Below are 25,837 nucleotides of genomic sequence, written 5' to 3'. Positions count from 1 at the left end.
GTTTGCCTTACGTAAACGAGGCCGGGCCGAAATAATCTGACCATTTACGGTGGCCCAAAGTATTTGACCTGGCAGAAAGGTACCCAAATCCTGAAAGCCCAGCGGTGCTTACCTTCGCGGCTCAAAACCGTTCCCAAACTGCCTTCTGCCTTATGCGTCTGCTCGTCATTACTTATTACTGGCCGCCTTCCGGGGGCGCCGGCGTGCAGCGGACGTTGAAGTTTGTCAAGCACCTGCCCAGCTTCGGCGTGCAGTGCACCGTGGTTACCGTGGACCCCGAAAAAGGCGCGTATCCGGTGCTGGATGAGTCGTTGGCGGCCGAAATTCCGGCGGGGGTGCGGGTTATTCGCACGGGCACGTCCGAACCCTTTGGCTCCTACAAGAAACTCACCGGCCGCCAGCAGATTCCCTACGGCGGCTTTGCCAACGAAAGCAAAACCAGCCTGCAGCAGCGGTTTTTCAAGTTTGTGCGCGGCAACGTGTTTATTCCCGACCCGCGCCGGGGCTGGAACGGGCACGTGCTGCGGGCCGTGGCCGAGCTCTATGCCCAGGGCGAAACCTTCGACGCGGTGCTCACCAGCTCCCCGCCCCACTCCACCCAGCTCATCGGCCTGGCTTTGAAAAAACGCTACGGGCTGCGCTGGCTGGCTGATATGCGCGACCCCTGGACCGATATTTACTACACCAAAGAGCTTAACAAAACCCGCCTGGCCGGCTGGCTCGATGCCCGCTACGAGCGGCAGGTGCTCGAGCAGGCCGACGAAGTGCTGGTAACCAGCTCCGACACCAAGCGGCTGTTTCTGGGCAAGTCGCCGCTGCTGACCGATGCCAAGTTCCACGTCATTCCGAACGGCTACGACGAGAGTGACTTCCGGGAGTCTTCTTCCCCGCCCCAAGACGCGCTGCTTATCACCCACACCGGCACGATTTCGGAAACGTACCACATTGAGGAGTTTTTGCGGGCTTGTGCCGAGTGTGCCCGGCGCCACCCCGCAGTGTCGCTGCGGCTGCGCTTCGTGGGCAAGGTATCGGCGGGCGTGCAGGACCAGATTGCCGCTGCCGGTCTGGCCGGGCGCACCGAATTCGTGGCCTTCGTGCCCCATGAGGAATCGGTGCGCTACCTGCTGCGGGCTTCGGTGCTGCTGATGGCCATTCCGGACGTGGCCCACAACTTCGGCATTCTGCCGGGCAAGGTGTTCGAGTATCTGGCGGCCAACAAGCCCATTATCTGCATCGGCCCGGTGGGCTCCGACGCCGACAACCTGCTGCAGGAATGCCACGCGGGCCGCGCCTTTGCCTACGACGCCTACGAAACCATGCTTGGCTACCTCGACGAGCTGGCCCGGCAGTGGCAGCAAAGCCCCAATCTGGACTTACCAGCCCTCAACCACTCCCGGTACTCGCGCCGGGCCCTGACCGAGCGGCTGGCCGGCCTGATTGTTAAATAGCCGGCACAGGTTACTTCAGCAGCTTGCCGAACAAGCCCTTGAGCTTAGCCGGCACCCGACTAGCCATTTCGGCCCGCAAATCAACCCAGGCCGAGCGGCTCAGGTGCTGGCCCTGCCACTGCCCGATGGCCGCAGCCGTGCGCTGGGCCAGGGTGCGGTAGTGCTGGCGCTGGTAGTGGCGCAGGTTGTTGGTCACATCGGCGGGCGTCTGCACAAAGTCGCGCACGTCGATAATAAAGCAGTTCTCGGCCCCGGCCACGAAGTCGGCCAAGGCTTGGTTCAGGACCTCGTGCCGCTGCCGGGCCTCGGTTTCGCCCGAGCCGGACACCTCAATTTCGGCCCCGTTGAGAAAGAAAATGGGAATGGCCGCCGGAATCTGTCCGCGCAGCCAAGCCAGATTCTGCTGAAAACGAGCCGGGGAAATCTGACCCGCAAACTCGAACTCCTGCTGGAAGCGGCGCAGAAAGTCCTCGTTCATGCCCCGGAAGCGGCGCTGGGCGTATTTGGCGGCCTGGGCCGCTGGGTCCACGGTGGTCAGGTTCTGATAGCCGCCGAAAGGAATTTCTACGCCGGTAGCCTTTTCGCGGTAGAGCTCCTGGGTGTAGTCCATCAGGGGGCTGTACACCAGCACGTCGTAGTCGTGGCCCCAGAGCTTGGTATCGAAGGCCTCCCGGCCCAGAAACGGCAGACTCGTGGCCAGGCGCTGCTTTTCCGGCTCCGGCAGCTCCCGCCCCTGGCGCAGCAGCACGGTGTGCTCCACGTGGACCGGAATCTGGTTTTCGTTGTTGAAGTTGAACTCCTCCTCCACCGTCAGCTCGTAGGCCTGCAAAAACGGAGTGAGCTGCCCCAGGTCGCAGCCGCCCTTGAGCAGCACCCGCAGCTTTTCGACCGCCGGTTTTGCCCCGGTTTCAGTCGCACTGCTAGTTGCTTCTGCTGGGTTCTGGATGGTAACCCAATCCGGCTTATCGGTAGTATTCAGCACGGTAGCCACGTCGCCCTGCACGTCTAGGGCGGGAAAGCCCAGCCAGGCGTAGGTGAACTGCTCGACGCCCAGGTGTAGGATACGACAGGAAAACACGAGCTGAATCAGCCGGTTTTCGGGCGCAGCCACGCTATACACGCCCACCAGGCCGTAGTCGCCAAACCGGTCCTGCACCCGCACTGTGCCCCAGCGCTGCTGTGGGTTCTGCAAGTCGGCCCGCAGACTGTCTTTGCTGACGCGCTGCTTGGTAAAATTCAGCTGGTTGGAGCGGTTGATAAGCTCCTCAATCCGGTCCAGGTCGGGCAGCACGGCCGCGCCCTCCCGAAACTCGATGCGCACCTGAGAATCGCGCAGGAAAGCCAGGTTGTCCTGGTAGCCGGAGCGGGCCTGCTGCTGACGCTCCAGCAATTTATACTGCTCCAGCCGGCTAAACGCGGGATCGGGCTTGCCGCTAACCCGCAGCGCCGGGGCCAGCTCGGCCAAATCGGCAGGGTCGGCTACCTGCAGCCGGGAATTGTAGTACTGCGCCTCGGCCCGGTTGATGGGGTTGTCGTCCAGAAACAAGGCGTTAGGGGCCCGCAGCTGCATTTTCTCCAGTAGCTCCTTGATAATAGGGCCTTTGGGCTGCCAGCTGATCTGGGGAAACACGAACAAGTCCCGGATGCCCAGCTCCATGAGCTTGGCTTCGGCGGGTGCGAAGTCGTTTTTGGAAACAATGGTGTGGACGATACCGCGGGCGGCCGTGTCGCGCACCAGCTGCAGGTTGTCTTCCAAGGCCTCCACAGCTCCTTCCGAGAGCGTACCCCGCCAAAAAGTATCGTCCAGATCCCAGATTACGACTTTAATGGGCTCGGGAAGGCAAATTCAGACATGGGCGGAACAATCAGAAAATCGGGGCTGTTCTTCAGCTGGTATGCACTTGTCAGGCATCCTTAGCGCAGCAAAAGCAGTCATTGTTTCGACCAGCTCTTTACGGCTAGAATGTCTTTCGCAGGCTCCGGATGCCTTCCAGGGTTGAAGATGCATGGTGTATGTACTACAAAAGTACGGAAGCTAGGCGGGGAATGCCTACTTTTGCCCTCCTTTCGCCCGCCGGGCGACCACGGCTTTTCTCTACTTATGAGCCTCGACTTAAATCATAAATCCATTCTGGTAACGGGTGGTACCGGTTCTTTCGGCAAAAAATTCGTGCAGGCCGTTTTCGAGAAGTATCCCCAGGTGAAGCGCCTGGTGGTGTACTCCCGCGACGAGCTGAAGCAGTACGAAATGTCCCAGGTATTTCCCCACGATAAATACCCGGCCATCCGCTACTTCATCGGCGACGTGCGCGACGGAGAGCGGCTCAAGCGCGCCTGCGAAGGCATCGACGTAATTGTGCACGCCGCGGCCCTCAAGCAGGTGCCCGCCGCCGAGTACAACCCGATGGAGTGCATCAAGACCAACATCTTCGGGGCCGAAAACGTCATCAACGCCGCCCTCGACTGCGGCGTGAAGGACGTGGTAGCCCTGAGCACGGACAAGGCGGCGGCCCCCATCAACCTGTACGGGGCCACCAAGCTCTGCTCGGACAAGCTCTTCGTGGCGGCCAACAACATGAAAGGCTCCCGCGACCTGCGCTTCTCGGTGGTGCGCTACGGCAACGTCATCGGCTCCCGCGGCTCGGTGGTGCCGTTCTTTCTGCAGCGCCGCCACACCGGCGTGCTGCCCATCACCCACCCCGACATGACCCGCTTCAACATTTCCCTGGAGCAGGGCGTGGACCTCGTCCTGTACGCCCTGGAACATGCCTGGGGCGGCGAAATCTTCGTGCCCAAGATTCCTTCCTACAAGATTACGGAAGTAGCCAAGGCCATTGGCCCCGAGTGCAAGCAGGAAATCGTGGGCATCCGGCCCGGCGAGAAGCTGCACGAGGCCATGATTACCGAAACCGATGCGCTGAGCACCGTAGAGCTGCAGAAGTACTACGTGATTCTGCCCTTCACCCCGCGCTGGGACGTGGAAGAGTTCATCAAAAACTTCCACGGCAAACGGGTGCCCGACGGCTTTTACTACGATTCGGCCAACAACGAGGAGTGGCTTACCGCCGAGCAGATTCGCGAGGAAATCCGCCTGCACGTCGACGCCGATTTCGAGGCGTAAGTAGCTTCTGATTATTCATAAAAAAGGCTCCGCAGTGCTGCGGAGCCTTTTTTATGAATGATTGAGTTTCGCTTATTCCACCACCAGTTTCTTGCTGGCAATGCCCGCGGCACTACTGATGCGCACCGTGTACACACCCTGCGCCAGCTGGGCCAGTGAGAACGTCAACGGGGAAGCCGCGCTGGGACGTGCCTCGTGGGCGACTATCTGCCCCAACACGTTGATAAAGTCAACTTCAACCGACTGCTTTGCCATAGTTGCCGGCAAGGTCAGCGTTACCTGGGCGCGGGCAGGATTCGGAGTCAGGCTCGTAGCGGCGCTTAGCTGGGCCGTGGTGGAGGCTACAACTGAACTGACGGCATTGGGGAAGTTGGGCAGGCCATTTTGTCCAACACGTTGCCCAAGGGAAACGCTGTTTGTTCTAAAACCAGCAGAGTTCCCCAATAGATTTGGCTGTTCTATCGAACTCAGATAGTTTTTATTTAAAGCCGAAAGGTAAAGCTTACCGTTTGGCGCTGCTTGTATGGCAACGCACAAGCCGGAAATGGAAGCTATGGTTTGGCGGGAGTTTTGAATTGCCGAGGCACCTACTGCCACCAGGTTGAATTGATCAACGCTTGTGTCGTAACCACCATCCGAATAGGAGGTGGTATATAGCCGAGAGTTGTCGGGTGAGAATTCAATGCCGTAACGCAAGTAGTTGGAACCCTGCAGCGACATATAATTCGATACTGAGCCCGTCGAATTACTAAAATCGTACAGCTCGAACTGGGAATCCCGCTGGGCCAAAGCCAGTTTGGCACCATTCGGCGAGATGCGCATGTACCCTACGGCATTAGCGGCCCCGAAGAAGCTGCCGCCCCCTTGGTGTACCGGGCCGGCAATGCTAGCTACCGGCGTGGTGCTAATGCCAGTAGGGGAAAGCAGGAAACTGTAGAAAACATTGGATTGCCAACCATGCACGACTACCCAGTAATCGCGGCCATTGCTGTGTAGAGCAGCAGTCAGCTTCTCCGTTACCTTTCCGGTTAGGGTAGGAGTAGGCAGACGCACCGATTTTGTGGCCGTCACATCGCCTAGGCCCCCACGTAGGGACATATCAATAATAGAGTAGCGTAGGCCTCCGACCATATTGTTGTCGATGGCATCCACCGTAAACAGGTAATACAAAGAGTTGCTGTTTCCTGGAGCGCGCAAAATCAGAGCGGCCTGCGAAGACGAATTATGTCCCCAAGGCTGTTGCCATTAGGCATCACCTGATGGCTGGCATCCCAAATTTGTTCGCCATTGCTGTACATCAGCACCTGACCAGCGGCGTCAGAAATACAGGCACTGCCCTCGTAGGAGGTCATGCCAGCTCCTGTGGTAGCGACGGGAGTAGGAGCAGCAAAACTAACGCCCGCTTGGTTGCCAAAATACCAGTTGCTGACTTCCTTTTGCGCCTGAGCACGAGCCGGAAGTACGTTCGAAGCCAAACAGGCCAGAAACAATAGTGTTCCTTTGTAGATGTGATTCATTAAAGAGCAGTGAAATGATGAATAATTATTGAGGAGAGTAGACGAACCAGCTGTTAAATAAGCTTGTGCAGTATACCAAACAAAAGTAGCAGTTTCTCGGCCACTCTTTCCACTTGCGCGCGTTTTTAGCAACTTGCGTGCTTTGCCTTTTCCCCTTTCCATGCTTCCAATTCCCTACGGCCGCCAGCACATTACTGAAGCCGATATCCAGGCCGTTACCGAAACCCTGCAGTCCGACTACCTGACGCAGGGGCCTAAAGTGGCGGAGTTTGAACAGAAGTTTGCTTCCTATATCGGGTCAAGCTATGCGGTGGCCGTAGCCAACGGCACGGCGGCCCTGCACCTGTGCGCCCTGGCCCTGAATGTGCAGCCCGGCCACCGCGTTATCACTACGCCCATCACTTTCGCCGCCTCGGCTAACTGCGTGTTGTACTGCGGCGGGGAGGTCTACTTCGCCGACATCGACCCGGTTACGGGCCTGCTGGACCTGCAACAGGTTCGACGCCTGTTGGAAAGCCAACCCAAGGGCTACTTTCACGGTCTTATTCCCGTGGATTTCGCCGGCCTGGCCGTGGACCTGGAGCAGGCCCGGGCTTTGGCGGATGAGTTTGGCCTATGGATAATTGAAGATTCCTGCCACGCTCCGGGCGCATACTTCACCGATTCGCAAGGCCAACAGCAGCGCTGCGGCAACGGAAAGTTTGCTGATCTGGCTATTTTCTCCTTTCATCCCGTCAAGCATATTGCCACTGGCGAAGGCGGCATGATTACCACTAACGACCCGGTTCTGTACGAGAAGCTGCTGATGCTGCGCACTCACGGTATCACGAAGGACCCTGCCAAAATGCACCGCAACGATGGTGGCTGGTACATGGAAATGCAGCTTCTAGGTTACAACTACCGCATGCCCGATATGCTCACGGCTTTGGGTATCAGTCAACTGGAGCGCGCCGATGAAGGTTTGGTCCGGCGCCGGCAGCTGGCAGCCCGGTACGACGAAGTTTTTGCCACTATGCCTGCTGTAACGCCCCTGGCCGGGGCGCCCGGCCACGCGTATCACTTGTATGTTATTCAGGTGCCAGACCGGAAAGGGCTATACGATTTCCTGCGCGAGAAGCAGATTTTTGCCCAAGTTCATTATATCCCGGTGCATACCATGCCTTTCTACCAGGAGCTTGGCTGGCAGTTCGGCGACTTCCCCAAGGCGGAAGCCTACTATGCGCAGTGCCTGAGCATTCCGCTGTTTCCGTCCCTGACAGACGAGCAACAGGCCTACGTTATTGCCTGCATTCAGGAGTTTGTTCAGCGCTAAGTTTATGAGCGGGTTTCCTTCCCTGCCACGTGTCGGCATTATTTCCCAGGCCCGCATGACCAGTAGTCGCCTGCCGGGCAAGGTACTGCAACCCATTGCTGGCCAACCGCTGCTCCACTACCATCTGGACCACCTGCGTGCAGCCGGGCAGCCAGTTTTTCTGGCTATAACCAATAAGGCTACCGACAATCCACTAGCCGATTTTGCGGCTCAGGCCGGTATTCCCCTAACGCGCGGCAGTGAAGAGGATGTGTTGAGCCGCTATTGGACCTGCGCGCAGGAACATGATTTAGACATCATTGTGCGCGTGACTTCCGACTGCCCGTTGCTGGACGGCCAGCTTATTGGTGAGGGAATAGCCGAATACATTCGACTGGCCAACCCGCGGCTCTACCTATCGAACGTGCTAGAACGGACTTTTCCCCGGGGCCTCGACTTCGAGATTTTCTCACGGGAGCTACTGAATAAGGCTTTTCAAGAGTCCACGCTGCCCAGCGACCGGGAGCATGTGACGCCCTACATTCATCAGAACCGCTCGGGCAGCGTCGAGTTTCAGCATATCACCCGCACGCCCGATGCAAGCCATTACCGTCTCACGGTAGACACCGCCGACGACTTTGAGCTCATTAGAGTGCTGATTGAACAGTATCAGGCTCAGTACCTTTCAACTTCCCAGTTGATAACCGTGCTGGAAAGCCACCCCGAATTGGTGGCCCTGAATGCCCACGTTGAGCAAAAGAAAGCGTAATGTCTTTTGTCCGCCCGCGCGTTATTTTCCGAGCCGATGGCGACGCCCGCATGGGCCTGGGCCACGTCGTGCGCTGCCTTGCCCTGGCAGACATGCTGCAGCCTGATTTCGAAACCATATTCGTTATTCGGCAGCCCGGGGAAAACGTGCAGAGCCAAATTGAGCAAAGCTGCCTTCAGACGTGGCTGGTACCGGAAGGACTGAACGAAACCCAGGAAATAGCGTGGTTGCGGCAACAGCTCACGCCTACCGATATTGTTGTGCTGGACGGCTACCATTTCAGCCCCCGCTACGCCCAAACCCTGTGGCTGCAGGGCCAACCAGTGGTTTGCCTGGACGATTTAGTGAACCACTACATTTGGGCCGACCTGATTATCAACCAGGCTGGTGGGATACAGCCGGAAGCATACCGGCATGTGCCCGGTGCCCAGCTTTGCCTGGGCCCAGCCTACGCCTTGCTCCGGCGCCCTTTCCAAGAAGCTACGCGAACTGCCGTTACCCAGCCCGATACGCAGCGTATCTTCTTGAACATGGGCGGGGCCGACCCGGAAAACCATACCTTGGCCCTGCTCCAACAGATGCAGCTGCTGTTTCCAGCCAAAGCCGTTGACGTAGTAACCGGCGCTGCGTATCCTCACCAAGCCAGCCTGCAGCAATATGCCCAAAACCAAGACCAGGTAAGGCTGCACCACGCGCTACCGGCCGAGCAAATGGCCGCCTTACTGCAAAGCTGTGGTATTCACGTTTGCCCGCCCAGCGGCATGGCCTACGAGTGCTGCGCTGTGGGCGGCCTGCTGTTTCTACACCCCATTGCCGATAATCAGCGGCAGCTGCTGAACTTCCTGACCGAAACCGGTTTGGCCTTTCCTTATTCTACCTTGGCACAGCTACCTGAGCCTGAGTTAGCTGCACTGGCGCTTGCCGGGCGGCAAAGGCAGCGTCAGGTATTTGATGGACAGGCTGCTTACCGGTTTCAGCGGGCCTTTTCGGAGCTATACGCCGCTTCCCAGCTTGGCGTGCGCCGGGCCCGGACCGAGGATGCCCAGCAGTACTTTACCTGGGCCAACGACCCGGAGGTGCGGCGCAATGCTATTCACTCCGCTCCCATTGAGTGGCCTACTCACCTCCAGTGGTTTACGCGCCGCTTAACTGACCCTGACTCATTTCTCTATATTTTTGAGCGGGAAGGCACGGCCGTGGGTCAAGTGCGCATTGAGTTTAGCGACTCCGTAGGCACTATTGATTACTCCGTAGCTACCGCCTACCGGGGCCGGGGCCTTGGCGTGGCGCTGCTGCGCCGGGCACTGGGCCAGCTTCGGCGCGACAAACCCGGACAGTGGGCGCTGGAAGGGCAAGTAAAAGCCAGCAACCTTCCCTCCTGCCGCGTGTTTCAGCGGCTGGGTTTTGCCCAACTTGCCGCCGTTCAGCTGCACAACGACACCTATGAAGTATTTCGGCTGGCAGTAGCTTCCGCCGACTTTTCCTGATTTACCGCAATGCAAAATATACTCCTGGGCAACCACCAGATTGGCGCCGGCCACCCCCGTTTATTATCGCCGAAATGTCGGGCAACCACGGGCAGTCCCTGGAAAAAGCCTTGGCAATTGTAGACGCGGCGGCTGACGCGGGCTGCCAGGGTCTGAAGATTCAAACCAGCACGCCCGACATGCTGACGCTCGACAGCCGGGAGCCCGACTTCATCGTGCGCGGGGCCAATGACGACTGGGAAGGCCAGTCGCTCTACGAGTTGTACACTACCAATCATACGCCCTTCGAATGGCACGCGCCTATTTTTGCCCGCGCCGCCGAGCGGGGCATGGTCGGCTTCAGCTCGCCTTTTTCTGTGGAAGCCATTGACTTTCTGGAAAGCCTGAACTGCCCGGCCTACAAGATTGCCTCCTTTGAAAACAACTGGCCCGACCTGATCCGCCGGGCGGCGCGCACGGGCAAACCCGTTATTATTTCCACCGGCATGGCCGATCTGGCCGATCTGGAACGGATGGTGCGCATCGTGCGGGAAGAGGAAGGCAACGAGCAGTTGGTACTGCTCAAATGCACCAGCACTTATCCGGCCCAGCCCCACAACACCAACCTGCAGACTATTCCCCACCTGCGGGCTATGTTTGGCTGCCAGGTAGGTCTTTCTGACCATACGATGGGCACGGGTGTCAGCGTGGCAGCTACGGTGCTCGGCGCTACGGTTATTGAAAAGCACCTTACTATCCGGCGAGCCGATGGTGGCCCCGACTCCTCCTTTTCGATGGAGCCGGATGAAATGCAGCGCCTCGTACAGGAATGCCGGCAAGCCCAGCAGGCCTTGGGCACCGTCTTTTATGGTCCGACCGAAGCTGAGAAAAAGTCGTTGGGGTTCCGCCGCTCTATCTACGTGGTAGAGGACTTGGCTCCCGGCGACGTGCTAACGAGTGACAATATCCGCGTTATCCGCCCCGGACACGGCCTGGCACCGCATTACTTGCCGGAAGTACTGGGCCGGCCCGTGCGTCAGGCTATCCGGCGCGGTACGGCCCTCACCTGGGAAGTACTCTAGGTCGGTTCCAGCATCCAGCTCATCTGATTTACTACCTTCACGGCTATGGAAATCCGGAAATTCGACAACGGAAGCTACATTATTGCCGATTCCCTTTCAATTGGCAGCAACTTCCGCATTGGGCCCAATACTACTATTCGGGCCACCTCCTGCGTTATTGGCGACAATGTGACGCTGGGTGCCAACAACACGTTTCTCATTGGTAAGGAGCTGACCATTGGCAACCTGACCATCTTTGGCAGCCATAACAGCCTGACGGCCCGCACTATTCACATAGGAGAGTATGTCTATTGGGATTCCAATGTAGTAGTAGGGCACGGCGGCAAGTTCAGCGAGGATGCTCACTTGCAAGTAGGGTCGTATTCCATGATTTGTGCCCGGATTACGCTCAACGTTAACCACGCCATCAGCATTGGCGAGTACGTCGGCATCGGCGAAGACGTAGCCGTGTGGACCCACGGCTCCTACCTCCCGATTCTGGAAGGTTTCCCCGCCGATTTTGGGCCCGTAAGTATTGGCAACAAAGTATGGCTGCCCGCCAAATCAACCGTATTGCCCAACCGCCGCATCGGCAACAACGTGGTAATTGGCACCAACTCTTTGATTAACAAAGACCTTCCGGATGGCTGCCTAGCAGGCGGCATTCCAGTTAAGGTCCTGAAAGAAAATTATTACCCCAGCCACGACCCGGCTCGCAACGAGCAACTGGTGCAGCGCATCGTCGCTGATTATGAGCAACTGGCCGCCTACAAGCAGCTGGATGTGCGCGTATCCTATGAGCCGGCTACTGCGGAGCTGCGCTGCAACGAGGTGGTTTTTTACTTGGACACAATGAAAACCCAGGGCGCCTTTACGGTGGTAGAGGAAGATTTCCGGGACTTTCTACGTCGCCGGGGTATCAAGTTTTACACCGGCCAGCCATTCTCCTCCGTTTTGCCCGAAGAATACTGCCGCCTGCTGGCCATTTCCCCTGACCCTGATGGAGTGGAGTAACAAGAAGGTGCTGGTGGTAGTAGCCCACCCCGACGACGAGCTCCTAGGCCTGGGAGCCACTATTCACCGCTTGGTGCATCAGCAGGGCTGCACAGCCCGGGCCGTTATTCTAGGGGAAGGTATTACGTCCCGCGCCACCGTGCGTGACCCCGAAAAGTGGGCCGCTGAACTGAGCGTGCACCGCAGCAACATTCAGCGCGCGGCCGAGGCCATTGGCTACTCATCCACCGGCATCTACGACTTTGCCGACAACCGCTTCGATTCCGTCGACTTACTGGACCTAGTGAAAGTGGTGGAGCAGGAGAAGGAAGAGTTTCAGCCTGACATCATCTTCACCCACCACGGCGGCGACACGAACATTGACCATCGGCGGACCTTCGAAGCGGTTATTACCGGCACCCGACCCCTGCCGGGGAGCCCATGCGCACCATTATTGCCTGCGAGACGCCCTCCTCCACAGAATGGCAGGCGGCCAACTACCCGAACCCATTTCTGCCGAACTTCTTTCTAGCTGTTTCGGAGGAAGATCTGGCCGCCAAGATTGCGGGAATGGAAGCCTATGAATTTGAGAAACGGGCCTATCCCCATCCCCGCTCTCCCGAAGCTCTACGCATTCAGGCTCAGCGCTGGGGTGTGGTTATCGGGCAACCGCTGGCTGAGGCCTTTATGCTGATTCGCCACATTGGCTAACCTCAAGAATCAGACGGCTACAGTTGCTACTGGGATGAAGCAGCAGTTGTCCGAGCGGTTTCGGGATATTCTCTACGCCCGCTTTACCAACCATTTTGCCTCCTTCCCGGCGCATCTGCTGGCCAAGATTTCCCCACCCAATCCCCTACGCCGCCTGCTCAAAATAGCCGGCTACGCAGCTCTGCGTCTGGTGGGCAACGTGTTTCGGCCCATCCGCAACCCCGAGCAGCTACAGGGTGCGGTGTGGCTGTACGTGGTGAGCCAGAACAACTACGAGGCCCTGCGCTTTATCCGGGAGGCCCGGCCGGACAGCGTGCTGGTGGCCGGGCAGAGCAAGGAAATCGGGCGGTATAACGCAGCGGTGAACCGGCTTTCCTTGCGGCGCAAGCTTCTTTACTACTGGCAGTTTCCGCTGGTCTTACTGGGCCTAGCCCAAACCGAGGGCCGGCGGGCCTGGCGCTTTTTCGACCTGGTCTTCAACGCCATCGGCTACTACGAAGTGTACGTGCGGGCTTTGCGCCACTACCAACCCCGGGCCATTGTCTTTGCCAACGACCACAACGACGATGCCCGGGCCCTGCTGCTGGCCGCCTGGGCCTGCGGGGTGCCTACGGCCTACGTGCAGCACGCCAGCGTAAGCACCAACTTCCCACCCCTGGGCTTCGACCTGAGTCTGCTCGAAGGCCAGGACGCGCTGGACAAGTACCGGCAGTGCGGCCCCGTGCACGGCCGCGTCGAGCTGGTGGGTATGCCGAAGGCTGATGCCTTCCTGCAGCAGAAAAACCAGAGCCCGGCCGTGCGGCGTGTGGGCCTGGCTATTAATACGCTGGATGAAACTGCTGCCATTGCGGCCGCCGTAGATTACCTGCTGAGTAAATTCCCGGACCTGACCTTCACCCTGCGCCCCCACCCCGGCGACCGGCGCGACTTCGGCTTTCTGGCCCAGCGGCACCCGCAGCTGCGCTTTTCCGATGCCCGTCGGCAGAACGTCTTCGAGTTTCTGGGAGAGCAGGATGCCCTGATTGCCGCCGACACCAGCACCCACCTCGAAGCCACCCTGCTGAACGTGGTAAGCCTGTACTTCCGCTTCGGCACCCACGGCGTGGCTGATGATTACTATGGCTACGTGGCCCGCGGGCTAGTAGAACGGGCCGATACGCTGCCCGAGCTAGCCACGCTGCTGAACCGTTACCGGCAGCACAAGCCCGCCGACCTCTACCAGCGCGCCGCCTATTACAACGCCACGCTGGGCACGCCCGACGAAGGCCGCAGCCAGCAACGGGCCCTGCGCCTGCTCGGTCAGTGGCTCGACTCCTGAACAACTCCGCGTCCTTTGCGGGAACCGCTGCCAGAACAAGTTACTTTGCAGGCACTATGCTGCCTGCCCTGCCTCCCGTTGCCCCCGTCTCCGCTGAAACTCGTCTGAGCTACGTGCTGCACCACTTTCGGCTGGCGTATGCCGACGTACCCGCCGTGAGCATCGGCTACGCCGACACCCAGCCCCAGATACAGGTAGCGGATGGCGCCGGGGACTTCTTCGCTGAGACCCAGCCCTACCCGCCAGCACCTAGTTACCGGGAGTGGCTGGGCCAAAGCATCCCGTTTTTCTTCGATACGGCGCCGGGGCAGCCGTTGCTGATGCGGCAGCCCGGTGGGCGTGTGCTGGTGCACGCCGACGTTATTGCCGCCGCCTTCTACCTGCTCAGCGGCTGGCAGGAGTTTTTCTCGGATGAGCGCGACCGGCATGGGCGTTTCCCTTACTCGGCCAGTGTGCAGCACCGCTACGGCTTTGTGGCTCTGCCAGTGGTCAACTACTACTTCGACGTGCTCAAAACGGCCGTGGAGCAAGTCACGCAGCAGAAACTGCGGCCCCGGCGGTGGGCCGGGCAGGTGCCGTGGGCGGCCTTCGTTACCCACGACATCGACAACCTGTACAGCGCCTGGAAAGCGCCGACCAAAGCGGCCCTGCGCCAGGGCAACCTGCTGAACGCGGCCCAGCTGGCGTGGCAGCACCTGACCAAGCCCGACGCCTGGGACAACCTGGCCCAGGTGCGACAGACGGTAGCTTCTTACGGGGCCAAAAGCACGTTCTTCTTTCTGCCCGAGCACCGCCCCGGGGCCAACGGCACGCCCAACGCCGATTATAAGGTGAGTAAGCTCTGGCCCCGGCTGGCCACCGCCATCGGCGACTCGGAAGTGGGCCTGCACGCCAGCATCGGGCGGGCCACGCACGGCGGCAACCTCAAGCGAGAGGAACACCGCATACAGCACTGCACCGGCCACGACGTGAAGGGCATCCGGTTTCACTACCTGAGCTGGGAGCCGCGTATGACGCCCACAATTCTGGACTCCCTGCTGTTTCGCTACGATACCACCCTGGGCTTCGCCGAGCACTTCGGCTTCCGCAACTCCTACTGCCTGCCCTTTCACCTTTTCGATTTCGGGCAGGGCCGCCAGTACCGCTTCCTCGAAATTCCGCTCAACGTGATGGACGCCACGCTCTTTCACCCCAGCTACCTGCAGTTGGCTCCCGACGAAATTCTGCCGGCCCTGACGCCTATGTTCGAGCAAATCGAGCAGTTTGGGGGCGTATGCACCGTGCTCTGGCACAACGAGAACTTTGACCCGGACAACCACCACAACGGTCCGCGCGAGTTCCACACCATCATGGAGTACCTTCGCAGCCGCCAAGCCGCCTTCCTCGACGGGCGGGACATCTGCGGTGAGATGGTGAAATGGTGAGGTGGTGAGTTTGCTGTTCAAACTGCGCAAATGGCGCATACTGACTAGTAGCTCACCACCTAACCACCTCACCATCTCACCACTTCACCACTTCACCACTTCACCACTTGGGTATCGTTCAGCGGCAGGGGCTGCGCAACACGGTTATATCGTACTTTGGGCTGGCCCTGGGCTTTGTCAACACAGCCTTTCTGCTGCCCCGGCTGCTGGCCCCGTCCCAGTTGGGGCTTACGTCGCTGCTCGTGTCTATTGCCACGGTGTATGCCCAGTTCTCGGCTTTCGGGTTTGCCAGCGTCGGCATCCGCTTCTTTCCCTATTTCCGAAACCGGGAAGCGGGCCACCACGGGTTTCTACCTTTTCTGCTAGGCATACCCCTGCTGGGCTTTGCCCTGGTCACGGCCCTGTTCCTGCTGGGCAAGCCCCTGATTCTGGCCTGCTACGAGCCCACCGACGCCGCTATGCTGCAGCCCGTGTACGCCTGGGCCACGCTGCTGGCGCTTTTCAGCCTGCTCTACTCCCTGCAGGATGCCTACCTCAAGGGCCTCTACCACACCGCCTTTTCCTCTTTTTTGCAGGACATCGTACTGCGGGTGCTTATTGCTGGCCTAGCCTTGCTCTATGGTAAGGGCCTGTTACAGTTTCATGAGTTTGTGTTGGGCTATATCGGCCTCTACGGTGCTATTTCCCTGCTGCTGACGGTCTACCTGGCCTACATCGGGGAGCTGCACCTGCGGCCGACCAAAGCGGCCTTGGGAGTGCGGCCGCTGAGCGAGATTGTACGCTTCGGCGCGTTTGCGTTGCTTTCCAGCCTTTCGGGCAGCATCCTGGGCTTTATCGACTCCTGGATGGTCAGCGCCCAGATCAGCCTGGCGGCAGCGGGCATCTACGGCATTGCCTACAACATCAGCACGGCCCTGACCATCCCGGCCCGCTCGCTCAACAAGATTGCCTTTCCCCTGCTGGCCCAGTACTGGAAAGACCAGGACCTGGGCAAGATGGCCGACTTCTACCGCGACACCACCCGGCTCAACACCATCCTGGGCTGCTACCTGGCCCTGGGCATCAGCCTCAACCTGGACTTTATTTACTCTCTGATTAAAAACCCGGTGTACGCCACCGGCACCACGGCCGTGCTGCTGCTGCTGGCCGGCCGCCTCTACGACGGCATCACGGGCGTTAACGGCCTGATCGTGGTGACCTCCCCACGCTACCGCTTCGATTTGATTTTCAACCTGTCGCTGGCCGGCATCACCATCCTCCTCAACCGCCTGCTGATTCCACCCCTGGGCATCACGGGCTCGGCCTTGGCCACGCTCTTTGCCATCGTGGGCATCAACACGGCCCGCACCTGGTTTGTATGGTACAGCTACCGGCTGCAGCCCTTCACCTGGCGCATCCCCGTGATTCTGCTGGTGGCCGCCGGCGCGGGCCTGCTGGTGTGGCTGCTGCCCACCTTGCCTTCCAAGTTCCTCACCATGCTCATGCGGGGCACGGTGCTCACAGTGCTTTATGGCGGAATCCTGCTCTTACTGGGCCTGGTGCCCGAAGCCCAGCCCCTGCTGCGCAAGCTGCTCAGGCGCTAAACTGGTAACGTGAAGCTGCTCTTAGCAAGTCGTTGCAAATGGCCAGGTAGACTTTGTTCAACGCGTCGCAAAGTGAAACTTCGCGTTACATTTTCGGAGCTTGCTCGCACGTGTGAACAGACATAAAAAACAGACCTCGGTCGGCATCATACAGTGCTGTAGGATGCCGACCGAGGTCTTTTGATGGCTAGGGCAGTACGTTACTGAGCCACCTGCTCCTGGCCCAGCTTGCTGTGCTTCTTGCCGTAGCCGTAATAAATGGCCAGACCGATGGCGAGCCACACGAAGAGACGAAGCCAAGTGTCGAGGGGCAACGAAATCATCATCAGCAGGCAGGTAAGGATGCCGAGTATGGGCACTACCGGCACCCAAGGAGTGCGGAAGCCGCGGGGGCGTTGGGCTCCTTCTTGCGCATAATGAGCACGCCCAGGCACACCATCACGAAGGCCAGCAGGGTGCCGATGCTAGTCATTTCGCCGACCACCGAGATGGGCACAAAGCCGGCAAACAAACTGATAAAGGCCCCAACAGCAAGTTAGACTTGTGCGGGGTGCTGAATACGGGGTGTACTTCGGAAAACACCTTGGGCAGGAGCCCGTCCTTGGACATGGAGAAAAACACCCGGCTCTGCCCCATCAAATCCACCAGGATAACGGAGGTGTAGCCGATGAGAATGGCAATGATGATGGCCGAAGAAAGCCAGCCGTAGGGCGTTTTCTCAATGGCAATGGCTACGGGCGCGGCACTGTCCTTGAACTCCTTATAGTTGGCTACGCCCGTCAGCACGTGGCCGAAGAGAATGAAGAGCACGGTGCACACCAGCAAGGAGCCGATGATGCCGATGGGCATGTTGCGCTGCGGATTCTTGGTTTCCTGGGCCATGGTAGCCACAATATCGAAGCCAATGAAAACGAAAAACACCACCCCGGCCCCGCGCAGGATGCCGCTCCAGCCAAACTCGCCAAACGTGCCGGTATTCTCCGGAATGTAGGGCTGGTAGTTGGCCGGATCAATGTATTGCCAGCCCAGGGCAATGAACACGAGCACCACGGCCACCTTCAGCGTCACGACCAGGGCATTAAACCAGGCCGAGCCCGAGGTGCCCCGGATGATGATGGCCGTAATGGCCAGCACGATAAGCATGGCCGGTACGTTCACGAGGCCCGACACGGTGCCGCCGTCGGCCAGCTTGGCCGTTTCGAAGGGCGACATTACCAGCTGGGGCGGAATGTGCAGGTTGAAGTTGTCGAGCACCTTGACCAGATACTGCGACCAGCTGATGGCCACCGCAGCGGCCCCACCGAGTACTCCAGAATCAAATCCCAGCCAATAATCCAGGCAAACAGCTCGCCCATAGTGGCGTAGGAATACGTGTAGGCCGAGCCGGCCACGGGCACCATGGCGGCAAACTCGGCGTAGCACAAGGCTGAGAAGGCGCAGCCCACGGCCGCCACCAGAAAAGACAAGGTTACGGCCGGGCCGGCGTTGTTGGCCGCCGCAATGCCGGTGAGCGAGAACAAGCCCGCCCCGATGATAACGCCGATGCCGATGGCTACCAGGCTGAAGCCGCCCAGGCTGCGCTTCAGGGTGCCGGCCCCCGTTTCGGCTGCTTCCAAGCGAAGCAGCTCCAGTGATTTTTTTAACATAACCAGGGATAGGAACGCGCCGCGGCCCGCTCAGAAGTGAAAAGGGTTCCGGCTGCGGCAGCTTGGCTGCTGCAACAGCGCGAGGCCCGCGCAAAGGCGCCGGGCCCGGCCGCAACCGGAAAAGAGAAAGTCAGGAAAGAGGTGGTCGGCCCAGACGAGGGCCGGGCGGCACGGGGGCCGCAGGGGCTAGCGCCCGGTGCTTCAGCAACAGCAACAACACCCGCTTACAGCGTGCCGGGCCCCAACGGGAGGCGCGGGCACGGTAGCAACGGAAACGAAAACGGGCAGGCTAGGGAAGCAATCCACGGCAACTTGTTTTTATATGGGCAGGAATTGGCACCGTTCCGCGAAGCTGCGGGGGTTGCCGGCGCGTCAAAGAGCCTGTCTCTCAGCGCCTCTGTATAAAAACAATCCTTTGGGCAGAAAGAATTGATGGCGCAAAGGTAGCCTAGCCCGGCCCGGATTTGCAACCGCCGCGCCGAAATTCCCCCGCGGGGCTTACCGGGCTATTACCTTAGCCGGGGCAAAAAGGTCCGGCAGCTTAACCTAATGCCCGAAAAAGCAGTAGGTGCCAGCACCACCATTTTGCCCCCCGCTGCGGGCGGCAGAACTCACCCCAGCAACCTAACCCGGCTTCTTCAGCATCTTTAGCCGCTGCCGGCCCACCTCCACCCTATGCATCCAGGAGTAAAAACCGCCCTGAAAATTACCGGCTACACCCTTGGTTCCCTCGTGGGCATTGCCGGCCTGTACGTGGCCTCGTCCTTTGCCTTGTCCCGCATTCCGGTCAACACCCAGGACGCCGACCGCACCGAGGACGTGGATATCTACATCCTCTCCAACGGCGTGCACACCGATATCGTGACGCCGGTGCGCACCGCCTACATCGACTGGACCACGCTGGTGCCCTTCGAAAACACGCCGGCCCGCGACGCCTCGGCCCAGTACGTGGGCTTCGGCTGGGGCGACAAGGGCTTTTACCTGGACACGCCTACCTGGGCCGAGCTCAAACCCAGCACCGCCTTCAAGGCCATGTTCCATCTGAGCTCCTCGGCCATGCACGTTACCTTCCACCAGACCATGCGGGAGTCGGAAAGCTGCGTAAAAATCCGCATCAGCCAGGCCGAGTACCAGCGCCTGATTGAGTACATCAAAGCCAGCTTCGACTACGACGCCCAGGGCCGGCCCTTCCACATTCAGAACCACAGCTACGGGCAGCACGACGCATTTTATGAGGCCAAGCGCACCTACAGCTTCCTGTATACCTGCAACACCTGGGCGAATAACGGCTTGAAATACTGCGGGCAGAAAGCCTGCTTCTGGACGGCCTTCGACTCAGGAATTTTCTACCAGTACCGCCGCAAAGGTCCCAACGTGGTGCGGGAAGCCGCCAAGTCGGTGGCCTGGCACAGTTACGACGCGGCCAGACCCAAGCGCAGCCGGTAGCAGTTCATGGCCGTGGCGCTAAGCTGGTCCATGAGCCGGTAGTTGGCCACGGCCCCCACCGCCGCCCCAATGACGGGCACGAGCTGAGCCAGCTTGGCCAGGTCGATATAGTCGCGGTACTCCTGCTGAAACGTGCGCCAGTCGAAGGTCTGCGGGTCGGTGGGTAGGGTCTGGCGGTAGGCGTCCCAGTCAGCCACCCGGCGGTACACCTCGTTGCGGCTGTGCTGGGAGGAAAAGGCCAGCTGAAACACGTGCAGCAAATACAGCCGCTCGGTGTAGTCGTGGGCATCGAAGCCGTAGAGGGCCGCCACCTCGAACAGAAACTTGAGCTTGATGCCCAGCAGCAGAGGAAAATCGGCCAGCCCCAGCAGGATGCCGCCGGCCCCGGTTACGGCGCCCTCGGCGGCGGCCGTGGTGCGGTAGTACTTCAGGTGGCCGCGCACGGCCTCCTCACGTTCCTCCAGGCTGCCTTCCTGCAGGGGCCGGCGGGTCGTGTAGCGGGAGCCCAGCAATACGCCGCTTACCATCTGCCGGATGGCCGCCGTTATGGCCTGATGCACCTTTTCGGGCAGCAGATTATTGAGCCGGCGCTGCAACTGCCGGGCAAAGCGGTTCAGGTACGACGGAGTACGCTGCATCTGCTGCTGCCACGCCCGCAGCTCCTGCCGGGCCAGTTCTTCATAAGGACTCATGGCCCAAGATAGAAAAGCGCGCAGGATTGCGCCGCGCAGAACAATGCAGCGTGAGCGGGCGAGGCGCCTAGTAGTTGTATGACACTCCCAGCGACACGCCCGTCGACTTGCCCAGGTTGCGGCCTGACACGTACTGGCTGGCCCCCAGCACCACGCCCACGCCCTTGGTCAGGGGCCGGAATACGCTGGCCCCGATGCGGGTGAAGTTGACGCGGGTAGCGGGGAAGTACAAATCGAAGCCGGGCTGTAGAATATCGGTACCCTTGCGGCTGGACTGCTGAAACGAGGCCCAGGCTTCGGCGTAGAGCTTCAGGCCCGCGTAGCCCACTTTGGCATCGGCCAGAAAGGCATTCGGAACCCGGTTGGTGCGCCGGCTGTAGCCGGCCTGGCCCGTGAAAAACACGCCCGAGGGCGTCTTCAGGTGGGCCACTCCCAGGGCGTTGAACTTGGTAGCCCGGTTGCCGATGGCAATAATGTACTCTAAGCCCTTGTTCGACTGATAGTTGCTAGCCGGCGTCGTGACGCCCACCACGCCGAGTAAATCCAGCACGCTGTAGCCGATGGTGGTGGAATAGCCCTTAAACTTAAGCAGGCCCGAAACGTCCTGGAAGCCGCTGCGGCTGTTGGTGTAGCCCTGCCCGTTGCCTCGGCCTTCGGAGTGAATATAGGGCAGGCTGACAATGGCTTCAATTTTGTCGCTGATGCCGTAGCTGGCGTACACGCTCACCGACGAAACCCGGATTTCCCGGAAAATGGGCACCTCATCTACCGTTATGGGCACCAGATACACGCTTTTGTAACGCTCGGCCGTGCCGGTAAACGACACCGAGCCGTGCCCTTTGCCGGACATAAACCCGCTGACCAGGCTTTGGGACCTTGCCCCCGCCGAACCAAGCAGCAGGGCTGTGCAGAGAAGAAATGAAAATGCGTACGAGTTATGCATAGAGGCAGAAAAAGGAGAAAAAAAGGTCGGACACCTGGCCGCTGATGCTGGGCCGGCGACTACCACCCGGTTATTGTTCAGCTCCCGAAGGCGCCACACCTACGGGACAGCTAATCAGGCGGTTTTCTCAGGTGAAAATTTCTCCATTAAGGTTTTCGGACAGCAGAAATCCACCCGTCGAGCTGGCTCGTTTGTATGCCGCTTCTCTTGCTGCCAACTCTTTTCATTTCTCCTCTACACCTGTTGCTTATGCTTCAATCTGTACGCGTATTGCTGGGGGCTCTTTCGCTGAGCACCCTTCTGCTGGCCGGCTGCGCCAAAAACACCGAAGCCGACCCTTCTATTGCCGGCCTGGCCGTAGCCAACGACGACCTTAGCGTACTGGAAGACGCCGCCATTCGCGGGGCGTGGTCGAGGTGCTATCCAACAAAAACCCGAGCGACCCGCAGGGCAACTACACCGTCTTTGCGCCCAACAATGCGGCCTTTGCCCGCCTGGGTTTGCGCCAGGACACCGACTTGCAAGCCCTGCAAACCAGCTTTCTGACCAGCACCTTGCTCTATCACGTTACGGGCGGCACGCTGGCGGGCAGCACGCTGCAGGCGGGTACTTCCTCGGCCTCGGCCCTAGGGCCGGTGCGCCGCATTGTAACTCGCGACAATACCCGCTACGTCAACGGCTCCCGCATTCTGGCCACCGATGTAAAAGCCTCCAACGGCACGGTCCACGTAATCGACAAGGTACTGCTGGCTACCGGCGCCGACGTGGTGCAGTCGGCCGTGGCCGTGAGTACATCTAAGGTGTTTGTCAAGCCTGATCTGCAGTACTTAGTGTACGCCGTAGTGTATTGCGGCCTGGCCGGGGCCTTGTCGGAAGGCAGCCCGCAGCTGACGGTATTTGCCCCCAACGACCAAGCTTTCAAGGACCTGTATAAGCAGTTTGGCATTACGCTCAACGAGCCCAAGGACCTCGAGAAGCTGCCCAATGCCAAGGCTACCCTGACCCAGGTGCTGCTCAACCATGTGGTGCTAGGCACCCAGGCTGGCAAACTCACCCAGTTTACCTCTGAGTTGCCCGCCAATACCAGCCTTCCCACCCTGGGCGGTGGCAGCCTGTTTTTTGGCGACTTTAACAACGGTTTGCTGCCCATGCGGGGGAAGGCAATGGCACTTCCAGCGCCGCCATGACCATTCCCGACATCCTGTGCACCAATGGTGTAGTGCATATCATTGACCGAGTTCTGCTGCCGAGGTGATAAACTGAGTTAAATACACTACTTTTGCGGCTATATTTCACAGGTATAGCCCTATAGGTCAGTAGGTCAGCCTGTTTGATTCTCATTGCTTCGCTCTGCCTGCTATTCCTATTGTCACCAGAGCTCTGCCTCATTTGTGGGCGTATGGTCTCTGCATACTTCTTTTACATGAAGAATAAACTTGCCGGCTTGCTGTGGAGCTGGCTACTTCTGCTCGTTCTTTCCGTCGGAGCTAACGCTCAGGATCAACCCCCAACGCCGGCTCCGGTGCCAGCCCAGCCCGCTACTCCGGCAGCCCCGGCAACTGCAACGCCGGCGGCCCCGGCCGTCAAAATTGCCCTGGATGGGCAGTGGAAAGGCGAACTACCTGTTCCAGGTGGCAGCTTGCCAGTTGTTATTACGGTCACGGACCTGGCCGGTGGCGGGTATTTTGCCGTGCTCGATGTGCCGGCTCAGCGCATCAGCCACGCTATTCTGAATGTAGAGCAGCGCGCCGATACCCTGCTGTTTAGCTCCGAGGAGCTGGGGTGCCGCTTCACCAGCCTGCGCTCGGCCGATGGCAAGCAGCTGGTGGGCCTTTGGAAGCTCCAAACCTACCAGACCCCCCTCACGCTGGCTTTTTCGGCCAAATCGGGGCCGTCCAAGAACTTTAAGTTTCCCCCTCCCTACCGGGTGGAAGAAGTTTCGTTTTCCAATCCGCAGGACAACATTCGCCTGAGCGGTACGCTCAGCGTGCCACCCGGCGAGGGTCCCTTCCCCGGGGTGGTGCTGCTCAGCGACATGGGTCCCCAGGACCGCGACGCGACGCAGGGCGAGTTTAAAATGTTTGGTGCCCTGGCCGACTTTCTGGCCCGCCACGGCATTGCCGTACTCCGCCTCGACGACCGGGGCGTGGGCCAGTCGGGAGGGGAGTTCACTACGGCTACCACCGCCGATCTGGTGCGGGACGCGCAGATCAGCTTAAACTACCTGCGGACCAAGCCGCTGATTGATTTTGGTAAACTGGGCCTGATTGGGCACGGTGAGGGGGCAACGTAGCCCTGCTGGCCGCAGCTCAGCCCCTGCCCCCAGCCTTCGTAGTGACAATGGCCGCTTCGGGTGTAGCTGGTAATGAGACGCTCAGCCAACAGGCCGCGGGCTTTTTGAAAGCTGGGGAAGCTGATACGGCCCAGGCGGCCCTGATCAAAAAGCAATTGTTGGATCAGTGGCTGCTCGACCAGAAAATAAAGCAGCTCCGGGCCAAAGGTGCCAACGCAGCCCAGATCCAAACCCTGCAGATTCAGCACAACATGCGCAAGCGGGACGAGGACAAGAAGCTGCAGGAAACAATTTCCAAACAGCAACGGGCTATTGTGGACGTTATCCGGCAAACTACCGACAACGCCCAGGCGCAGCCCATTGTCGCCAACATGCTGGCGCAGTCCAACCCTGGCCTGGATGCCTCCCAAATACAGGCCCGCACAAACGTGCTGACCAGCCGCTGGTACCGTTCCTACCTCAGCTTTGATCCGCAATTGGAGCTGGGCAAGGTAAAAAGCCCGGTGTTGCTCGTTCACGGCACGGACGACAACCAGGTAAGCATCAACAACATGTCGTTGCTGGAAAGAGGACTGAAAAGCAAGGGCAACAAGTTGGTTGAAACTCGTCGTTTGTCGGGTATCAACCACCAGTTTCAACCCCCGGCAACAGAATGGCCCCTGATGGGCGGGGAGCCTAAGCCCGTACTTTCGCCCTTGGTACAGCAAACTATTCTGGACTGGATCAACCTGCGAGTGGCCAAGTAGCCCGCGGTTTTCTTCTGGTAATACAAAAGGCAAGAGCGCCTGACTGCTGACCAGTCAGGCGCTCTTGCCTTTTAGAGGCGGTCCAGGAACCCGGCTGATTTTCTTGAGCAGTTAGGTTTGACCACGGCGCTGCGCTTCTTTGTTCACCCGGATTTTTACGGTGTAGCCAAACTTCCCGGGGCGGCTACTTCAAGCTGTAGATTCGCTCGATAATCTCCACCACCTTCAGGCCTTCCAAGGCGTTGGTCGTAGCAAAGCTGCGCTTTTGCACGGTATCCACCACGTTTTCGATAACCTGAACGTGGTTGGCCGCGCTGCCCTGGTAGGGACCATAGTCGTTGGCGGGGTTGGTGGGCGGCAGCTCGGGCAGTTGGTAGTCGCGCAGGTGGCAGTACTCTACTTTGTCCATGTACTGCCCACCGATGCGCAGGCTACCGTGCTCGGCCACTACCGTGAGGCTGCTTTCCAGGTTTCGGTCCCAGACGGCGGTGCTGTACTGCAGCGTGCCACTGCCACCGCGCAGCAGGTCGAAGGTAACCAGGCCGCTGTCTTCAAACTCGGTGATTCCTTGGTGGTTGAAGTCGCGGAAGCGGGCCGAAATATTGGTAATGTCGCCAAAAACCCAGTAGAGTAGGTCGACGAAGTGACTGAACTGCGTGAAGAGCGTGCCGCCATCCTGGGCTTGGGTGCCCTTCCAGCCGCCAGCCTTGTAATACCGCGCGTCGCGGTTCCAGAAGCAGTTGATCTGCACCAGGTAAATCTGCCCCAGGCGGCCCTGCTCGTAGACTTGCTTGAGCCACGACGCCGGGGGCGAATACCGGTTTTGCATGACCCCAAAGACCAGTCGGCCCGTGTGCAGGGCGGTATGAACAATGTCCTCGGCGTCGGCTTTACGCAGGGCAATGGGCTTTTCGATGACTACGTGCAGGCCGTGGCGCAGGCCGGCAATGGCCTGGGGCGCGTGCAGGTGGTTGGGAGTCGCCACAGTCAGCACATCGGCAGCGGGGCCGTGGGCGAGGTAGTCTTCCAGAGAAGAAAAAAACGGAACGCCGGGAAACTCGGCGGCCAACGGTCCGGCCTGGTCGGGGCGCACGTCGATAAGGGCGGTGAGCCGGGCGGCGGGGTGACCGTGTACGAAGGTGGCGTGGCGGCGGCCGATGTGGCCCACGCCGCAGATGGCAAAACGAACGGCGGGTAAGGAATCAGGCAACGGACGAGGATTTGCGAAGAATACAGGGCCAGCAGGCGGGCAAAACTAACGAATATCGGCCGCGCAGCTTAGTATCCGGACCGCAAAAGACCGCGCTACAGGTGGAATTGTTGTTTCCTCATTCGGACTGGCGTTACACTGACCCACGGACATTTACCA

At 59.5% G+C, this 25,837-nt stretch carries 23 protein-coding genes, 1 pseudogene and 1 riboswitch; of the genes and pseudogenes, 17 read left to right on the top strand and 7 right to left on the bottom strand.

Features of this window, described 5'->3' with window-relative positions; genetic code table 11:
- Window positions 1-152: 152 nt before the first annotated feature.
- On the top strand, window positions 153-1,448 hold the full coding sequence (locus MUN79_RS16685; RefSeq protein ID WP_244673795.1) for a glycosyltransferase family 4 protein: 1,296 nt from the start codon (window positions 153-155) through the stop codon (window positions 1,446-1,448).
- A 10-nt stretch (window positions 1,449-1,458) separates the two neighbouring features.
- On the opposite strand, the gene MUN79_RS16680 is transcribed toward MUN79_RS16685, so the two are convergent.
- Complete coding sequence (locus tag MUN79_RS16680) at window positions 1,459-3,213, bottom strand: hypothetical protein (protein ID WP_244673794.1); 1,755 nt, start codon at window positions 3,211-3,213, stop codon at window positions 1,459-1,461.
- A 336-nt stretch (window positions 3,214-3,549) separates the two neighbouring features.
- Here MUN79_RS16680 and pseB point away from each other — a divergent pair, with 336 nt between their 5' ends.
- The gene (gene pseB / locus MUN79_RS16675) at window positions 3,550-4,569 is read left to right on the top strand and encodes a UDP-N-acetylglucosamine 4,6-dehydratase (inverting) (protein WP_244673793.1); all 1,020 of its coding nucleotides are present in this window, start codon (window positions 3,550-3,552) and stop codon (window positions 4,567-4,569) included.
- A gap of 72 nt (window positions 4,570-4,641) precedes the next feature.
- Here pseB and MUN79_RS16670 read toward each other — a convergent pair whose 3' ends face one another.
- Entirely contained in the window at window positions 4,642-5,721 is a 1,080-nt protein-coding gene (locus MUN79_RS16670; RefSeq protein ID WP_244673792.1) for a T9SS type A sorting domain-containing protein, read from the bottom strand.
- 47 nt (window positions 5,722-5,768) lie between these two features.
- The gene (locus tag MUN79_RS16665; protein WP_244673791.1) at window positions 5,769-6,086 is read right to left on the bottom strand and encodes a hypothetical protein; all 318 of its coding nucleotides are present in this window, start codon (window positions 6,084-6,086) and stop codon (window positions 5,769-5,771) included.
- Between the two features lie 160 nt (window positions 6,087-6,246).
- Between MUN79_RS16665 and pseC the strand changes: the two genes are divergently transcribed.
- The 10 genes from pseC to MUN79_RS16615 all read left to right on the top strand — a co-directional run bounded on the left by pseC (window position 6,247) and on the right by MUN79_RS16615 (window position 16,702).
- A complete protein-coding gene (pseC, locus tag MUN79_RS16660) occupies window positions 6,247-7,398 on the top strand; it encodes a UDP-4-amino-4,6-dideoxy-N-acetyl-beta-L-altrosamine transaminase (protein ID WP_244673790.1) in 1,152 nt (383 codons plus the stop codon).
- Between the two features lie 4 nt (window positions 7,399-7,402).
- Window positions 7,403-8,146: a cytidylyltransferase domain-containing protein gene (locus MUN79_RS16655; protein WP_262922886.1), complete on the top strand. Its 744-nt coding sequence runs from the start codon at window positions 7,403-7,405 to the stop codon at window positions 8,144-8,146.
- Window positions 8,146-9,633, top strand: a complete 1,488-nt coding sequence (pseG, locus tag MUN79_RS16650) for a UDP-2,4-diacetamido-2,4,6-trideoxy-beta-L-altropyranose hydrolase (protein ID WP_244673788.1) — start codon at window positions 8,146-8,148, stop codon at window positions 9,631-9,633. Before MUN79_RS16655 ends, pseG begins: the two co-directional genes overlap by 1 nt.
- A gap of 74 nt (window positions 9,634-9,707) precedes the next feature.
- Entirely contained in the window at window positions 9,708-10,694 is a 987-nt protein-coding gene (gene pseI / locus MUN79_RS16645; protein ID WP_244673787.1) for a pseudaminic acid synthase, read from the top strand.
- A gap of 45 nt (window positions 10,695-10,739) precedes the next feature.
- Complete coding sequence (locus MUN79_RS16640) at window positions 10,740-11,687, top strand: acyltransferase (protein ID WP_244673786.1); 948 nt, start codon at window positions 10,740-10,742, stop codon at window positions 11,685-11,687.
- On the top strand, window positions 11,674-12,198 hold the full coding sequence (locus tag MUN79_RS16635; protein WP_244673785.1) for a PIG-L deacetylase family protein: 525 nt from the start codon (window positions 11,674-11,676) through the stop codon (window positions 12,196-12,198). Before MUN79_RS16640 ends, MUN79_RS16635 begins: the two co-directional genes overlap by 14 nt.
- Before the next feature lie 38 nt (window positions 12,199-12,236).
- Window positions 12,237-12,377 (top strand): hypothetical protein, encoded by a 141-nt coding sequence (locus MUN79_RS16630; RefSeq protein WP_244673784.1) that lies wholly within the window; start codon window positions 12,237-12,239, stop codon window positions 12,375-12,377.
- 34 nt (window positions 12,378-12,411) lie between these two features.
- The gene (locus MUN79_RS16625) at window positions 12,412-13,695 is read left to right on the top strand and encodes a glycosyltransferase family protein (protein WP_244673783.1); all 1,284 of its coding nucleotides are present in this window, start codon (window positions 12,412-12,414) and stop codon (window positions 13,693-13,695) included.
- A 56-nt stretch (window positions 13,696-13,751) separates the two neighbouring features.
- Window positions 13,752-15,119 carry a DUF7033 domain-containing protein gene (locus MUN79_RS16620; protein WP_244673782.1) on the top strand — a complete coding sequence of 456 codons (1,368 nt, stop codon included), beginning with the start codon at window positions 13,752-13,754 and terminating at the stop codon, window positions 15,117-15,119.
- A gap of 107 nt (window positions 15,120-15,226) precedes the next feature.
- Window positions 15,227-16,702, top strand: coding sequence for an oligosaccharide flippase family protein (locus tag MUN79_RS16615; protein WP_244673781.1), 1,476 nt, complete (start codon window positions 15,227-15,229; stop codon window positions 16,700-16,702).
- A gap of 200 nt (window positions 16,703-16,902) precedes the next feature.
- Here MUN79_RS16615 and MUN79_RS16610 read toward each other — a convergent pair.
- Window positions 16,903-18,348 (bottom strand): annotated as a pseudogene (locus MUN79_RS16610) (amino acid permease).
- A 315-nt stretch (window positions 18,349-18,663) separates the two neighbouring features.
- A riboswitch (SAM riboswitch) is annotated at window positions 18,664-18,756 on the bottom strand.
- A gap of 267 nt (window positions 18,757-19,023) precedes the next feature.
- Here MUN79_RS16610 and MUN79_RS16605 point away from each other — a divergent pair.
- Window positions 19,024-19,794: a TIGR02117 family protein gene (locus MUN79_RS16605; protein ID WP_244673780.1), complete on the top strand. Its 771-nt coding sequence runs from the start codon at window positions 19,024-19,026 to the stop codon at window positions 19,792-19,794.
- Here MUN79_RS16605 and MUN79_RS16600 read toward each other — a convergent pair.
- Together MUN79_RS16600 and MUN79_RS16595 are read right to left on the bottom strand one after the other, a co-directional pair.
- Window positions 19,761-20,486, bottom strand: coding sequence for an EcsC family protein (locus MUN79_RS16600; protein WP_244673779.1), 726 nt, complete (start codon window positions 20,484-20,486; stop codon window positions 19,761-19,763). The two genes, MUN79_RS16605 and MUN79_RS16600, sit on opposite strands and share 34 nt — an antisense overlap.
- Window positions 20,487-20,553: 67 nt before the next feature.
- Window positions 20,554-21,336, bottom strand: coding sequence for a hypothetical protein (locus MUN79_RS16595; protein WP_244673778.1), 783 nt, complete (start codon window positions 21,334-21,336; stop codon window positions 20,554-20,556).
- A 500-nt stretch (window positions 21,337-21,836) separates the two neighbouring features.
- Here MUN79_RS16595 and MUN79_RS16590 point away from each other — a divergent pair, with 500 nt between their 5' ends.
- The 4 genes from MUN79_RS16590 to MUN79_RS16580 all read left to right on the top strand — a co-directional run bounded on the left by MUN79_RS16590 (window position 21,837) and on the right by MUN79_RS16580 (window position 24,468).
- Entirely contained in the window at window positions 21,837-22,616 is a 780-nt protein-coding gene (locus MUN79_RS16590; protein ID WP_262922885.1) for a fasciclin domain-containing protein, read from the top strand.
- Window positions 22,613-22,684 carry a fasciclin domain-containing protein gene (locus MUN79_RS31125; protein ID WP_311136785.1) on the top strand — a complete coding sequence of 24 codons (72 nt, stop codon included), beginning with the start codon at window positions 22,613-22,615 and terminating at the stop codon, window positions 22,682-22,684. The genes MUN79_RS16590 and MUN79_RS31125 overlap by 4 nt, the downstream gene beginning before the upstream one ends.
- Window positions 22,685-22,852: 168 nt before the next feature.
- On the top strand, window positions 22,853-23,722 hold the full coding sequence (locus MUN79_RS16585) for an alpha/beta hydrolase family protein (RefSeq protein ID WP_244673777.1): 870 nt from the start codon (window positions 22,853-22,855) through the stop codon (window positions 23,720-23,722).
- A 47-nt stretch (window positions 23,723-23,769) separates the two neighbouring features.
- Complete coding sequence (locus tag MUN79_RS16580; protein WP_244673776.1) at window positions 23,770-24,468, top strand: alpha/beta hydrolase family protein; 699 nt, start codon at window positions 23,770-23,772, stop codon at window positions 24,466-24,468.
- Window positions 24,469-24,652: 184 nt separating this feature from the next.
- Here MUN79_RS16580 and MUN79_RS16575 read toward each other — a convergent pair whose 3' ends face one another.
- Window positions 24,653-25,678, bottom strand: coding sequence for a Gfo/Idh/MocA family protein (locus MUN79_RS16575; RefSeq protein ID WP_244673775.1), 1,026 nt, complete (start codon window positions 25,676-25,678; stop codon window positions 24,653-24,655).
- Window positions 25,679-25,837 lie beyond the last annotated feature (159 nt).

The sequence above is a fragment of the Hymenobacter cellulosilyticus genome (genome assembly GCF_022919215.1).
In the GTDB taxonomy this organism is placed as follows: domain Bacteria; phylum Bacteroidota; class Bacteroidia; order Cytophagales; family Hymenobacteraceae; genus Hymenobacter; species Hymenobacter cellulosilyticus.
Note: the sequence above shows the minus strand (reverse complement) of the source record. Positions and strands in the feature narration are given on the sequence as shown.

What these genes read in the sequence shown, in the direction of transcription:
- MUN79_RS16685 (WP_244673795.1), top strand. Translation starts at nt 153, where the DNA reads ATGCGTCTGCTCGTCATTACTTATTACTGGCCGCCTTCCGGGGGCGCC.
- pseB (WP_244673793.1), top strand. Translation starts at nt 3,550, where the DNA reads ATGAGCCTCGACTTAAATCATAAATCCATTCTGGTAACGGGTGGTACC.
- MUN79_RS16665 (WP_244673791.1), bottom strand. Translation starts at nt 6,086, where the DNA reads ATGAATCACATCTACAAAGGAACACTATTGTTTCTGGCCTGTTTGGCT.
- pseC (WP_244673790.1), top strand. Translation starts at nt 6,247, where the DNA reads ATGCTTCCAATTCCCTACGGCCGCCAGCACATTACTGAAGCCGATATC.
- MUN79_RS16655 (WP_262922886.1), top strand. Translation starts at nt 7,403, where the DNA reads ATGAGCGGGTTTCCTTCCCTGCCACGTGTCGGCATTATTTCCCAGGCC.
- pseG (WP_244673788.1), top strand. Translation starts at nt 8,146, where the DNA reads ATGTCTTTTGTCCGCCCGCGCGTTATTTTCCGAGCCGATGGCGACGCC.
- pseI (WP_244673787.1), top strand. Translation starts at nt 9,708, where the DNA reads ATGTCGGGCAACCACGGGCAGTCCCTGGAAAAAGCCTTGGCAATTGTA.
- MUN79_RS16640 (WP_244673786.1), top strand. Translation starts at nt 10,740, where the DNA reads ATGGAAATCCGGAAATTCGACAACGGAAGCTACATTATTGCCGATTCC.
- MUN79_RS16635 (WP_244673785.1), top strand. Translation starts at nt 11,674, where the DNA reads ATGGAGTGGAGTAACAAGAAGGTGCTGGTGGTAGTAGCCCACCCCGAC.
- MUN79_RS16630 (WP_244673784.1), top strand. Translation starts at nt 12,237, where the DNA reads ATGGAAGCCTATGAATTTGAGAAACGGGCCTATCCCCATCCCCGCTCT.
- MUN79_RS16625 (WP_244673783.1), top strand. Translation starts at nt 12,412, where the DNA reads ATGAAGCAGCAGTTGTCCGAGCGGTTTCGGGATATTCTCTACGCCCGC.
- MUN79_RS16620 (WP_244673782.1), top strand. Translation starts at nt 13,752, where the DNA reads ATGCTGCCTGCCCTGCCTCCCGTTGCCCCCGTCTCCGCTGAAACTCGT.
- MUN79_RS16605 (WP_244673780.1), top strand. Translation starts at nt 19,024, where the DNA reads ATGCATCCAGGAGTAAAAACCGCCCTGAAAATTACCGGCTACACCCTT.
- MUN79_RS16600 (WP_244673779.1), bottom strand. Translation starts at nt 20,486, where the DNA reads ATGAGTCCTTATGAAGAACTGGCCCGGCAGGAGCTGCGGGCGTGGCAG.
- MUN79_RS16595 (WP_244673778.1), bottom strand. Translation starts at nt 21,336, where the DNA reads ATGTCCGGCAAAGGGCACGGCTCGGTGTCGTTTACCGGCACGGCCGAG.
- MUN79_RS16585 (WP_244673777.1), top strand. Translation starts at nt 22,853, where the DNA reads ATGAAGAATAAACTTGCCGGCTTGCTGTGGAGCTGGCTACTTCTGCTC.
- MUN79_RS16580 (WP_244673776.1), top strand. Translation starts at nt 23,770, where the DNA reads ATGGCCGCTTCGGGTGTAGCTGGTAATGAGACGCTCAGCCAACAGGCC.